Origin of the sequence: Pararhizobium sp. DWP3-4, from assembly GCF_049898205.1 — a bacterium.
GTDB lineage: Bacteria > Pseudomonadota > Alphaproteobacteria > Rhizobiales > Rhizobiaceae > Pararhizobium.
The window spans coordinates 788,823-801,560 of record NZ_JAFCXF010000002.1 but is presented as its reverse complement, the minus strand read 5'-3'; the positions used below and the strand labels follow the sequence as shown (position 1 = coordinate 801,560).

8 protein-coding genes and 1 tRNA gene are annotated in these 12,738 nt (G+C 62.5%); 5 read left to right on the top strand and 4 right to left on the bottom strand.

The genetic code is table 11. The annotated features are described in order from the left end of the window. Positions 1-134: 134 nt before the first annotated feature. The 5 genes from ACP7E6_RS09145 to ACP7E6_RS09125 all read left to right on the top strand — a co-directional run bounded on the left by ACP7E6_RS09145 (position 135) and on the right by ACP7E6_RS09125 (position 6,312). Positions 135-2,144 (top strand): methyl-accepting chemotaxis protein, encoded by a 2,010-nt coding sequence (locus ACP7E6_RS09145; RefSeq protein WP_426229381.1) that lies wholly within the window; start codon positions 135-137, stop codon positions 2,142-2,144. Between the two features lie 144 nt (positions 2,145-2,288). Next, the gene (locus ACP7E6_RS09140) at positions 2,289-3,107 is read left to right on the top strand and encodes a TVP38/TMEM64 family protein (protein WP_426229380.1); all 819 of its coding nucleotides are present in this window, start codon (positions 2,289-2,291) and stop codon (positions 3,105-3,107) included. A 4-nt stretch (positions 3,108-3,111) separates the two neighbouring features. Beyond that, positions 3,112-4,536: a dihydrolipoyl dehydrogenase family protein gene (locus ACP7E6_RS09135; protein ID WP_426229462.1), complete on the top strand. Its 1,425-nt coding sequence runs from the start codon at positions 3,112-3,114 to the stop codon at positions 4,534-4,536. A gap of 19 nt (positions 4,537-4,555) precedes the next feature. Then, positions 4,556-6,037, top strand: coding sequence for a sensor histidine kinase (locus ACP7E6_RS09130; protein WP_426229461.1), 1,482 nt, complete (start codon positions 4,556-4,558; stop codon positions 6,035-6,037). Between the two features lie 198 nt (positions 6,038-6,235). After that, a tRNA-Arg gene (locus ACP7E6_RS09125) sits at positions 6,236-6,312 on the top strand. A 99-nt stretch (positions 6,313-6,411) separates the two neighbouring features. On the opposite strand, the gene ACP7E6_RS09120 is transcribed toward ACP7E6_RS09125, so the two are convergent. The 4 genes from ACP7E6_RS09120 to putA form a co-directional block, all read right to left on the bottom strand. Then, complete coding sequence (locus ACP7E6_RS09120) at positions 6,412-6,654, bottom strand: hypothetical protein (protein ID WP_426229379.1); 243 nt, start codon at positions 6,652-6,654, stop codon at positions 6,412-6,414. A gap of 172 nt (positions 6,655-6,826) precedes the next feature. Then, entirely contained in the window at positions 6,827-7,813 is a 987-nt protein-coding gene (locus ACP7E6_RS09115; protein WP_426229378.1) for an aldo/keto reductase, read from the bottom strand. A 194-nt stretch (positions 7,814-8,007) separates the two neighbouring features. Next, the gene (locus ACP7E6_RS09110) at positions 8,008-8,592 is read right to left on the bottom strand and encodes an IMPACT family protein (RefSeq protein ID WP_426229377.1); all 585 of its coding nucleotides are present in this window, start codon (positions 8,590-8,592) and stop codon (positions 8,008-8,010) included. A 318-nt stretch (positions 8,593-8,910) separates the two neighbouring features. Further along, complete coding sequence (gene putA / locus ACP7E6_RS09105) at positions 8,911-12,606, bottom strand: trifunctional transcriptional regulator/proline dehydrogenase/L-glutamate gamma-semialdehyde dehydrogenase (RefSeq protein WP_426229376.1); 3,696 nt, start codon at positions 12,604-12,606, stop codon at positions 8,911-8,913. Positions 12,607-12,738 lie beyond the last annotated feature (132 nt).

Below are 12,738 nucleotides of genomic sequence, written 5' to 3'. Positions count from 1 at the left end.
TAAGAGGAGACCAGTAGAATTGTTAAGTCTTATATGAGGCTTCGTTAACCATCCCATCCTAGTGTCGATCTGGATGCAAGTGCCTGCAAGCTGTGCTTTTTACCGCCTGCTGCCGGTCCCAGGGAGAGACGTACATGAAAATTCGAGGCAAGATCTATCTCATCGTCGGCGTGATGAGCCTGATCGCACTGGCTGTGACGGGCATGGCACTGACCGTCATTACACAATACAATACAAGGCTGGTCCAGTTCGACAACGCCTCGGATCGCGCCTTCAACGGCGAGCATCTGAACCGGCTTGTCACGGCCGTCGTCATGGAAGCGCGTGGGATTTACGCAGCGCCGACAGTGGAAAAATCAAAGCCCTTCGCTGAAGGCTTGGTGAAGAACCTCAACAAGATCGATGCCCTGTTCACGGAGTGGAAGCCGCTCGTTCCTGCCGAGGAAATCCCTGCCTTCGAAGCTGTTGTCAAACGCGCAGCCGAATTCCGTACGTTCCGCTCGGAAACAGCCCGCCTTAGCCAGGAAGTCTCGCCGCAGGCTGCCAACGAGCAAGGCAACAACGATCTCAACCGCGCCAACCGCAAGGCCTTCCAGGCCGAGATCGATGCGATCGTCGAGACCGACCGCGCGGCGCTGGATACGATCCAGAACGAGGTCAATGCGATCGAAAGCCGGATGATCCTCATGGTACTTTTGACGGCAGGCTTCGGTCTGGTCATGGGTGCGGGGACGGCTTTCTATATCGGCACCAAGCAGCTCAGCCAGCCGATCCTGCAACTGACGGGCGCGATGAAGCAGCTTGCCGATGGCGACTTGAATGCCAACGTGCCTTTTGCCGGACGCAAGGACGAAATCGGCGAGATGGCCGGTGCCGTCGAGGTGTTCAAGCGCAACGGTCTGGCCGTGCGCGAACTGAACGCCCAGGAAAGCGCGCTGCGTGAAAAGAGTGCCGATCTGCAGTCCAGCATTGCCGTCGTCGTAACGGCAGCAGCTGCGGGCGACTTTACCCAGCGGATCAGCAAGGACTACGGCAATGCCGACCTCAATCGCTTCGCTGCCAGCCTCAATGAGCTTGTCGATGGTGTGAACAGCGGCGTCAACGAGACCCGCCGGGTTATCGCCAGCCTCTCGGGCGGCGATCTGACGCAGAATATGCGCGGCAATTTTCAGGGCGCCTTTGCCGAACTGCAGCAGAACGTCAACGACTCGCTGTCGACCCTGCAGAACACCCTGCGCGAAGTGCGCACCACGACGGACTCGATCAACGGCAACTCGACGGAACTACGCTCGGCCGCCGACGACCTGTCGAAGCGCACCGAACAGCAGGCCGCAGCGCTGGAAGAAACGTCTGCTGCGCTGGAACAGATCACCGCCGCCGTGCGCAACTCCACCGACCGCGCCCAGGAAGCGACCGTCATGGTCACCGAGGCCAAGCAGAGTGCAGCCCAGTCCGGCGAAGTCGTGCGCAAGGCCGTCGATGCCATGGGCCGCATCGAGCAGGCCTCCAGCGAGATCGGCCAGATCACCAACGTGATCGACGAGATCGCCTTCCAGACCAACCTTCTGGCGCTGAACGCCGGTGTTGAAGCAGCACGTGCAGGGGACGCAGGCAAGGGCTTTGCCGTTGTTGCCCAGGAAGTCCGTGAACTTGCCCAGCGTGCCGCCAGTGCCGCCAAGGACATCAAGGGTCTTATCGCCAAATCCGGTGCGGAAGTCGCAACCGGCGTCAAGCTGGTGCAGGAGACCGGTCAGGTTCTCGGCCAGATCGAGACCCGGGTTTTGAGCATCAACGATCACATCCATTCGATCGCCACAGCTGCCCGCGAACAGTCGACCGGTCTTGGCGAAGTCAGCACCGCCGTCAACCAGATGGACCAGGTGACCCAGCAGAACGCTGCGATGGTGGAAGAAGCCAATGCCGCCACCCACAAGCTTTCGGCCGAGGCCGACAGCCTGGCGCGGCTGATCTCGCACTTCAAGCTGGATGACAGCGCGCCGTTACGCGTGGTTGCTGCCCCGGTGCGTGACAATACCCGGCCGGTCGCTTCGCCTGCCCGCAAGATGATGGGCACTGTCGCCCGCGCCTTTGGCGGTGGTTCGGCCAGTGCTGCAGTGTCGAAGGACAATTGGGAAGAATTCTGATCCTTTGACGAGGAACGGACTTGAACGGCAATCCCGCGGCGATCCAGTATCGCCGCGGGATTTTTGCGTTTCGATCACGGCGACGTTTTTGATCGCGATCATTCGTTATTGGTTCGAGCAGTGCTTTCCTTCTAATGCTGGGCAATGGAACACAACGAGCGCGAGAGGCAGCAGCTGACAGTGGAAGGCCGCCGGGAAACCACAGCAGGCGAGGCTGAACCGGCAGGGCAGCCGCTGGTGCTACGCGTGGCGCCGCTTCTCGTGCTGGCAGCAGGCCTTGCCGTTGCCTATGGGCTGGGGTGGCACCGCTACGTGACGCTCGGCTGGCTGGCGGATCAGCGCGAGATGCTGCTGGATATGGTCGCGCAGCATCCGCTGCGGGCTGCGTCGCTGTTTTTTGTCGTCTATGCGGCCGTCGTGGCGCTATCGGTTCCGGCGGCTTCGGTGCTGACGATCTTTGCCGGCTTCCTGTTCGGCTGGCTGACCGGCGGCGTCATCGTCGTCATTGCCGCCACTATCGGTTCCTGTCTGTTGTTTGCCGGGGCACGCACGGTGTTCGGCGATATTCTCCGGCGGCGGGCCGGGCCGTTTCTCAAGCGGTTTTCGGCCGGCTTCAGCCGCAATGCCTTCAGTTACTTGCTGGTGCTGCGGCTTGCGCCGATGTTTCCCTTTTTCATCGTCAACATCGCGCCCGCCTTCTTCGCCGTCAGCCTGCGGACCTTTGCGTTGGCCACCGTGGTCGGCATCATTCCGGGCACATTCGTTTATACATGGCTTGGCTGCGGCTTCGAGGAGGCCATCGGCGATGCGGCCGAACACGGCAGGTCGCTGCAGCTGTCCGATTTCCTGACGCCAAAGCTGACCTTTGCCTTCATGGCGCTCGCCGTCATTGCCGCGTTGCCGCTTCTCGTGCAATTTGCTCGCGAAAAACGGCAGGCGGCGGGTGATCGTGGACAAGACTGAGGGCGTGGCAACGGTTCTTTCCCCCGATATCTGCGTCATTGGCGCAGGCTCCGCCGGCCTTTCGGTCGCGGCAGGTGCTGCCGCCTTCGGCGTGCCGGTCGTGCTGATCGAGCGTGGGCGGATGGGCGGCGAGTGCCTGAACATCGGCTGCGTGCCTTCCAAGGCGCTGATCGCCGCAGCAAAGCACGCCCATGCGGTGCGCAAGGCGGCCGAATTCGGGGTGAACGCCGGTGAACCGGTGATCGATTTCGAAAAGGTGCAGGCGCATGTCCGCTCGGTGATCGATGCGATTGCGCCGAACGATTCGGCCGAGCGCTTCACCGCCATGGGGGTGACGGTCATCCGCGCCGATGCCCGGTTTACCGATCCTGACACGGTGACCGCCGGCGGCTTGACCATCCGCGCCCGCCGTTTCGTCATCGCCACGGGATCCTCGACGGTCATTCCGCCGATCCCCGGGCTTGCCGATATCGATTATCTCACCAACGAAACCCTGTTCGACCTCAAGAGCCTTCCACAGCATTTGCTGATCATGGGCGCGGGACCGGTCGGATTGGAGATGGCACAGGCGCACCGGCGGCTGGGGGCGAAGGTAACGGTCGTTGACGCGGGCAGGGCGCTGGCCAAGGAGGATCCCGAGTTGTCGGGCATCGTCCTCGACCAGCTGCGTGGCGAAGGTATCGCTGTGTTCGAACACAGCCGGGTTCTGTCTGTCGAGAAGACGGCGACAGGCCAACGCCTGCACTGCGAAACGCAGGCTGGACCGGTCAGCATCGATGGCAGCGCCCTGCTGGTTGCGACCGGCAAAAAAGGCAATACGTCCGGGCTGGGACTTGAGGCCGCAGGCATTGCCGTGACGGAAACCGGCATCGCTGTCGATGGCAGCCTGCGCACGCAAAACCGCCGGGTCTACGCGATTGGCGATGCGGCGGGCGGGTTGAAATTCACCCATGCGGCCAATTATCATGCTTCGCTGGTGCTGCGCGAAATCCTGTTCCGGCTGCCAGCGCGTGAAAACCAAGATATCGTTCCGCGTGCCACCTTTACCGATCCGGAAATCGCCTCTGTCGGCCTTGGGGAAGAGGAGGCGCGTGCCCGCTATGGCAAGGCCGAGGTCCTTCGCTGGCCCTATGCGGACAACGATCGTGCGCAAGCGGAAAATAGCACGGCAGGCCTGATCAAGATCATCACCGGCAGGCGTGGAAAAATTCTCGGGGTCGGCATCGCCGGGTCCGGAGCGGCCGAGATGATCACCATGTGGTCCGTCATCATTTCCAACGGCCAGGGCCTGTCGCATGTGCGCAACGCCATCGTGCCCTATCCGACCATGACCGAGATTGGAAAACGCGCCGTCATCGCCTATTATACGCCCCTGACACGCACGCCGTTCGTCCGGGCCATCATCCGTTTGCTCAGACGTTTCGGCTGAGACGATGGAATTTTTTGACATGACGGCAGAAACGACAGAAACCACGGCCTTTCAAAGGCAGCCGGCCCGCGCTGGGTTTTTTCGCGGCCTGTCCGGCAAGCTTCTGTTTTTGACCGTCATCTTCGTCATGCTGGCCGAAGTGCTGATCTTTGTGCCGTCGGTTGCCAATATGCGTATCCGCTGGATGGAAGACAGGCTGAATACGGCGGCCGCCGCCGGCGTGGTGGTCGATGGCCTGCAGGACGTGCAGCTGTCGCGGCCGCTGCAGGAGGAAACCCTGATGGCGACCGGCACCAAGGCCATCGTTCTCCGGCGCAAGGACGAATCGCGGCTGATCGCGGCGGTGGACATGCCGCCTGAAATCGACGCGCAGTATGACGTTGCCGCGATGACCCCCATCTCCGCCATCTGCGATGCCTTCGACACGCTGCTGTTCGGTGGTGACAAGATCATTCGTATCTATGGCCCGATCGGTGAAAGCGATGCGATCATCGAAGTGGTGATGGCGGACGCGAGCCTGCGCAAGGCGATGCTGGTCTATTCACGCAATGTCTTCTTCCTGTCGCTGGCCATTTCGCTGTTTACGGCCGCGCTGATCTTCCTTGCCATCAACCGGCTGATGATCGCGCCGATCCGCCGGATGACCACCAATATGCAGGAATTCGCGGCCGAGCCGTCCGATCCCGCCCGCGTGCTGGAACCGGCACCCGGCCGGGACGAACTCTCCATCGCCGGACAGCATCTGTCGGCCATGCAGCAACAGCTGCAGAAGACGCTGAAGCAGCAGAAGAACCTGGCCGATCTCGGGCTTGCCGTGTCCAAGATCAATCACGACATGCGCAACATCCTGGCATCGGCGCAGCTGATCTCCGACCGCCTGGCCGATGTCGACGATCCAATCGTCAAGCGCTTCGCCCCGACGCTGCTGCGCACCATCGACCGCGCCGTCGGTTATACCACCGAGGTTCTATCCTATGGCCGCACCACCGAGCCGGAGCCGCATCGGCGGTTCGTCGAGCTTCGGCCGCTGGTCAGCGACGTCGGCGAAATGCTGGCGATCGACCCGAATGCCGGGATCGAGTTCCAGATCCAGATCCCCGACGGGCTGCAGGTCGATGCCGATAGTGAACAACTGTTCCGCGTCGTCCACAATATCTGCCGCAACGCGGTCCAGGCACTGATGAACGATCATGCCGACAACGGGGCTGCGCGCCTGATCAGCGTTTCGGCGATGCGCACCGGCAGCGTCGTCAGTATCTCCGTTGATGATACCGGCCCCGGCATGCCGCCCAAGGCGCGCGAGAACCTGTTTGCGGCCTTCAGGGGCTCCGCCCGTTCCGGCGGCACGGGTCTCGGGCTTGCCATCGCCCGCGAACTGGTGCTCGCCCATGGCGGCACCATCGCGCTGGTGGAAAAGCCGACGCCGGGCACGCTGTTCAGAATCGAATTGCCCGACCGTCCCGTCCCCCTCGATGCTTTCCGCTCGAAGGCCAGGCGCTGACTGCAGATTTTTAAATCACGCGCCAAAACGCGTGAAACGGTGCTGTGAAAAGGCTTTGTGGCTGAAATCCATCCACAGTTTCAAGGATATAAGCGGGCAGTTTCATCAAAAAAGAATTTTTCTGCCGAAATTCGCTTGCATTCCCCTGTTGGACGTTTTAGAGGATCGCCACGCAAGCGGTTAACGCCGCAGCAGGAAGCACCCGTAGCTCAGCTGGATAGAGCATCAGACTACGAATCTGAGGGTCGGACGTTCGAATCGTTCCGGGTGCACCATTTCTTTCAATGACTTAGCGGTAAGATAAGATGGCTTTCGCCCACGGGCGAAACGCCGCAGTAGCGTGTGGCCACGCCAGCGCGCCCTCTCAATCCGGACTATTTCTTCTTTCGCAAGGCTTCGATGAGGGTGCGGGTTTTTCCGGTGGCGTAGACGATGTCTTCGCGATCGAGATGCACGGTGATCTCGACGTCCTTCCAGCCAGCGCCGTTTTCGCGGGCAAAGATCGTGGCTGCTTCCAGTGACGGGAAGACCGAAGCCGTACTTCCGGCAATCATGAACTGCACCGTGCACTCCGCGTCCGAATAGTTGGTGAGCGCTTTGATGGGATCGAAAGCCATGGTCTTCTCCGGCAATTGGGTCATTGTTCGACCGGCGACGAAACGCCCCGGCCTCGTCGCTATAGCTGGAAAAAACTGTTTCGTCTCGCATGCGGTCGTTCATGTGCAATGCAGCGATCGCGCGACGAACCCGGTATAGCCGCGCCGGGAGAACCGGCGCGGCCTATGTCTTTTACCATTTCTGGTGAACGTGAACCTTGATCAGCCGCTCGTAGACATCGGCAAGGGCTGCCAGCGTTTCGGCAGGGATCGCGGGCAGTTCGCTGGCGGCGGCATTGGCCTTGGCCTGCGCCTCGTTGCGGGCGCCTGGGATGACGACGGAGACGGCCGGGCTCTGAAGGATCCAGGTCAGCGCGAACTGCGCCATCGACGCGCCCTGTGGCACGAGAGGGCGCACCTGCTCGACGGCCTCGAGCGCTACATCCAGCGGCACGCCGGCAAAGGTCTCGCCGACATCGAAGAATTCGCCGTTGCGGTTGAACTTGCGATGGTCGTCATCGGCAAACTTGGTATCGGCGGTGATCTTGCCGGACAGGAGGCCGGACGCCAGCGGCACGCGGACGATGATACCGACATTCTTCTTTTGCGCCTGCTCGAAGAACAGGTCATGCGGGCGCTGGCGGAAAATGTTGTAGATGATCTGGATGGTCGCGACGCCCGGATATTCGATCGCCTTCAGGGCTTCCTCGACATTCGATACCGAGACGCCGTAGTTGCGGATCTTGCCCTTGACGGTGAGATCGTCCAGCGCGCCGAACATGTCCGGCCGGTAGAACACTTCGGTCGGCGGGCAATGAAGCTGCACGAGGTCGAGGGTCTCGACGCCGAGATTGGCAAGGCTTCGGTCGATAAAGGCTTCGATATTGGCAGCAGTGTACCCCTCGGCCACATGCGGGTTCAGCCGGCGGCCGGCCTTGGTGGCAACGAACGGCTTTTCGCCGCCACGTTCCTTGAGGACTGCCGCAATGATCTTTTCCGAACGGCCGTCGCCATAGACATCGGCGGTATCGACAAAGGTGACGCCGGCATCGAGAGCCGCATTCAGCGCGCGCTTGCCGTCTTCCTCGGAAACATCGCCCCAGGCGCCGCCGATCTGCCAGGCGCCGAAGCCGATTTCGGAAATGGTCGCGCCGGTGCGCCCCAAAATTCTGTTTTTCATGATTTCATCCTCGCCGGACGGAGCACGCCGCCCCGTCAATCCCGCCCCATCCGGGCGGGAAAACTCTGTTTACCCGCTGTTTCTATTCCGAATATGACAGGCTGGCCAGCAGCCAATCTTTCGGCAAGATGGGATGGGAGGAAAAATAATTCTTGTTTTCAACGCGTTATCGAAAGTGCTGCGCATTGGTTCGGTCAATCTTCCAGGGTGAGGACTGCGCGGCCACGGCTGAGATCAAGGATCATCGCAGCGGCTGCCTGAGCCGCGCCCTTTGGGATTTGCAGGGTAAGGCTGGCGCCTGTACCGGTAAAAGCTTCCGCGCTGATCACCGCGCCCAGCCCGGCGAGCCGCGCCTTGATCAGGGCCAGATCGGAAAAGTCGCAATCGACGGTGGCCTCGATCGTCTCGATGACCTCTATCTTCTCCGCAGCACGCAGGCAGATCGCCGCCGTGCCGCCATAGGCGCGGATCAGGCCGCCGCTGCCCAGCAGCGTGCCGCCGAACCAGCGGATGACGACAATGGCGATATGGTCGAGCGACTGGCCATCAATGGCCTGCAGGATCGGCTTTCCCGCCGTGCCGCTCGGCTCGCCGTCATCGTTGAACCGGTAGGTCTGGCCGATGCGGAAGGCCCAGCAATTGTGGTTCGCCGTCAGGTCGGAATGTTCGGCAATGAAGTCTTTTGCTGCCTGCTCGCTGGGCACGGGGCCGCAGACCGCGAGAAACCGGCTCTTCTTGATGTCCTGAGTGTAGGTTTCGATGCGTTGAAGCGTGAACATTGGCCGGCCCGTTTGCGCGGTGATAGCGCATCGGGTGGTGTGGTGCCAAGGGATGCCATTTTTCGGGGGGTGCAGTGGGGTGGCGACCCCACTCTCCGTCATGCTCGCCCTTGTGGCGGGCATCCAGTCACCGCGCGTCGGCGCGGTGGGAGAAATGCCTTATAGAGAGAACAAGAGTCTTTTGGCGCCGCAGACGCGGCGCCACTGGATTCCCGTCACAAGGGCGAGAATGACGGGGAGTGAGGGCGGCTCGCCAAACCAAACCGGGCTATCGGGGAGGGGAAGCTTTGCGAGCTTTCATCCGGGCGGCAAGTATCCTCACCCGATCGACATCAGGCTTGCATTGCCGCCGGCAGCCGCCGTATTGACGCTGGTGGAGACTTCTTCGAGCAGCCAGTTGAGGCAATAGGCATCGGGGTTTTTCGAAAGCTCTGCCGTCGACGCTGCCTGGACCAGGACCAGTGGGCCGGGAAGGGTGGCGATCTGCTTGTTGACGGCGCGGATACGCTCTGCCTCACCTTCGATCAGGGCGCCGGCAAAGGGTACGTCCATGCGCCAATCGGCGGTGAAGGACACGCGGGCGGCGACCGTGGTGGGCAGCGATGCCAGCGCTTCCTTGAGGCCGGATGCCGTATCGACCACGGCGGTATTGCCGGTTGCAAAGACGGCGGCAAGCTGGCGGTAGAGGCCATCGGCAGTCTGCGGCACCAGCAGGATTTTTCCGCGCGCATGCAGGGCGTAGAGGTTGAGTTCGCCGACCGGGCCGGCAAGCTCGGTGGTGAGGCCGAGCGCCGACTGGCTGCCGGTTTCGCGAGCGTCCTGCGCCTGGGTTCTCAGGCCCTTGCTGTCCAGCCACTTGGCAAAATCGAGCAGGACCGGATCGGTATGGACCGAGCTGTGCTGCGGCGGCACCGGCGGCGTCGTGACGAGGCGGCCGAGATAAAGCGGGCCGCCGGCTTTCGGGCCGGTGCCCGACAGGCCACGTCCGCCAAACGGCTGGACGCCGACGACGGCGCCGATGATGTTGCGGTTGACGTAGAGATTGCCGGCTTTCACGCGGCTGGTGACATGGGCAATGGTTTCGTCAAGACGCGTGTGCAGGCCAAAGGTCAGGCCATAGCCGGTGGCGTTGATATCGTCGATCAGCCTGTCGAGATCGTCGCGCTCGTAGCGCAGCACGTGCAGGACGGGGCCAAACACTTCGCGCTTGAGGTCGGAGAGCTGTTTCAGCTCGATGATTGTTGGCGGCACGAACGTGCCTTCAGCCGTTGCCGGCGGCAGCGCGATCTGCTCGACCTTGGCGCCGATGCCGCGCATGGCTTCGACATGCTTTTCGATAATGCCCTTGGCTTCCGCTGATATGACCGGGCCAACATCGACGGCGAGACGGTCGGTGCGGCCGATATCGAGTTCATGCAGGGCGCCCTTCAGCATGGTCAGCACGCGGTCGGCAACATCGTCCTGCAGGCAGAGTACGCGCAGCGCCGAGCAGCGCTGACCGGCGCTGTCGAAGGCAGAGGCGATGACGTCGCCGACCACCTGTTCGGCAAGGGCGGATGAATCAACGATCATGGCATTCTGGCCGCCGGTTTCGGCAATCAGCGGGATCGGTTTGCCGGAGGCGGACAGCCGGTCGGCAAGCTGGGCCTGGATCAACCGGGCGACTTCCGTCGAGCCGGTGAACATCACGCCGGCAATGTCGGGCGCGCCGACAAGGGCAGCACCAACGCGGCCGTCGCCGGGCAGCAGCTGCAAAGCTTCGGCCGGGATGCCCGCCTCATGCAGGATACGAACGCCTTCCGCGGCGATCAGCGGGGTTTCTTCGGCGGGCTTGGCCAGCACCGGATTACCGGCGACCAGCGCTGCGGCGATCTGCCCGGAGAAGATGGCAAGCGGAAAATTCCACGGGCTGATGCAGACGATCGGGCCGAGCGCCTGATGCGCCGGGCCGAGCGTGCGGGTCGCCTGTTCGGCATAATAGCGCAGGAAATCGATGGCTTCGCGCACTTCGGCGATGGCATTCGGCAGCGATTTTCCGGCCTCGCGGACGATTAGGCCGAGCAGTGTCGGCATGCGGGCCTGCATCAGATCGGCGGCGCGCACCAGGCATTGGGCGCGCTCGGTGGGGGAGACGGCGCTCCACTTGGCACCTTCGGCAAGCGCGATCTCGACGGCCCGGCGGGCATCGTCTTCGGCGGTCTCGACGACGGAGCCAACGATATCGCGGTGATCGCCGGGATTGAGCACCGGACGGCTTTCACCACGCAGTGTCTCGGCGCAGAGATGCGGGGCAGCGGTCCAGTCGATCGCAGCGCTGGCCTTCAATGCCTCCGACAGCAACGACAGCGAGGCTTCATTGGAGAGATCGAGACCGGCGGAATTGCTGCGTCCGGCATAGAGATCGGCGGGTGCCTTGATCTGCTCGTGCTGGGCGCCCATCACCGGCATGGCGCGGACGGTATCGACGGGATCGGCGATCAGCTCGTCGATCGAGACGGCCGGATCTGCGATGCGGTTGACGAAGGAGGAGTTGGCGCCGTTTTCCAACAGCCGGCGGACGAGATAGGCAAGCAGCGTCTCATGCGTCCCGACAGGCGCATAGATGCGGCAGGGACGGTCGAGATTGGCCTTGCCGACCACTTCGTCATAGAGCGGCTCGCCCATGCCATGCAGGCACTGGAACTCGTATTTGCCGACCTTGAAATCGGGACCGGCCATTTCGTAGATCGTCGCCAGAGACTGGGCGTTGTGGGTGGCGAACTGCGGGAAGATCACGTCGGTCGCATCCAGCAGCTTGCGGGCGCAGGCGATATAGGAAATGTCGGTATAGATCTTGCGGCTATAGACCGGGAAACCGTCGAGGCCGTCGATCTGGGCGCGCTTGATCTCGGCATCCCAGTAGGCGCCCTTGACCAGACGCACCATCATCCGGTGGCCGGAGCGGCGGGCGAGATCGATGATGAAATCGAGCACGAACGGGCAACGCTTGCCGTAGGCCTGGACGACGAAGCCCATGCCGTTCCAGCCGGAGAGGGCCGGATCGAGGCGCAGCGCTTCGAGCAGGTCGAGCGACAGTTCCAGCCGGTCGGCTTCTTCGGCATCGATGTTGAGGCCGATGTCATAGCTTTTGGCGATCAGCGCCAACGCCTTCACCTTCGGCAACAGCTCGGCCATGACGCGGGCCGACTGGGCGCGGACGTAGCGCGGGTGCAGCGCCGAAAGCTTGATCGAAATGCCGGGGCCTTCATAGATACCGCGGCCCGCAGAGGCCTTGCCGATCGCGTGGATGGCGTTTTCGTAATCGGCATAATAGCGCTTGGCGTCGGCGGCCGTGGTCGCAGCTTCGCCCAGCATGTCGTAGGAATAGCGGAACCCCCTGGCTTCCAGCGCGCGCGAGCGTTTCAGTGCCTCGTCGATTGTCTCGCCGGTGACGAACTGCTCGCCCATCATCCGCATCGCCATATCGACGCCACGGCGGATCACCGGCTCGCCGGCCCGCGCGATCAGGCGGGTGAGCGCAGCCGACAGGCTGCGGTCGTTGACGGTGGAGGTCAGCTTGCCGGTAACGACGAGGCCCCAGGTGGCGGCATTGACGAACAGGGAACGGCCTCCGCCGATATGTGAGCGCCAGTCGCCATCGGCGATCTTGTCGCGGATCAGCGCGTCGCGGGTGGCGGTATCGGGAATGCGCAGCAGGGCTTCGGCGAGGCACATCAGCGCCACGCCTTCCTGGCTCGACAGCGAATATTCATGCACCAGACCTTCGACGCCGGAGCCCTTGTGCTTGGCGCGCAGCGCCGTGATCAGCTTGCGGGCGGTGTTTTTGGCGTGGGCGCGGACATCGTCGGGCAGGGTGGCAGCCGTCACCAGCGGCGGCAGGCATTCGCTTTCAGGGCGGCGGTAGGCGGCGGTGATCGCCTGGCGCAGAGCCGTCTGCTCGGCAATCGGCGGGGCAAAATTAGAAAAGGGAGCGGTTGGGGTATCGGTGGTGTTTTGTGGCTGCGGCTGGCTCATCGAAATCGTCCCTTTTCGAAGCTGTCAGGCACACGCGGCGTGGCCCGGAATTCATGGGCGCAAAATAGGGCAGGGGTCTCAGGATGGCTATCCGGTAAAACAAGCCTAATGCCGGACATTTCCCCGAATTAA

What these genes read in the sequence shown, in the direction of transcription:
- ACP7E6_RS09145 (WP_426229381.1), top strand. Translation starts at nt 135, where the DNA reads ATGAAAATTCGAGGCAAGATCTATCTCATCGTCGGCGTGATGAGCCTG.
- ACP7E6_RS09140 (WP_426229380.1), top strand. Translation starts at nt 2,289, where the DNA reads ATGGAACACAACGAGCGCGAGAGGCAGCAGCTGACAGTGGAAGGCCGC.
- ACP7E6_RS09130 (WP_426229461.1), top strand. Translation starts at nt 4,556, where the DNA reads ATGACGGCAGAAACGACAGAAACCACGGCCTTTCAAAGGCAGCCGGCC.
- ACP7E6_RS09120 (WP_426229379.1), bottom strand. Translation starts at nt 6,654, where the DNA reads ATGGCTTTCGATCCCATCAAAGCGCTCACCAACTATTCGGACGCGGAG.
- ACP7E6_RS09115 (WP_426229378.1), bottom strand. Translation starts at nt 7,813, where the DNA reads ATGAAAAACAGAATTTTGGGGCGCACCGGCGCGACCATTTCCGAAATC.
- ACP7E6_RS09110 (WP_426229377.1), bottom strand. Translation starts at nt 8,592, where the DNA reads ATGTTCACGCTTCAACGCATCGAAACCTACACTCAGGACATCAAGAAG.
- putA (WP_426229376.1), bottom strand. Translation starts at nt 12,606, where the DNA reads ATGAGCCAGCCGCAGCCACAAAACACCACCGATACCCCAACCGCTCCC.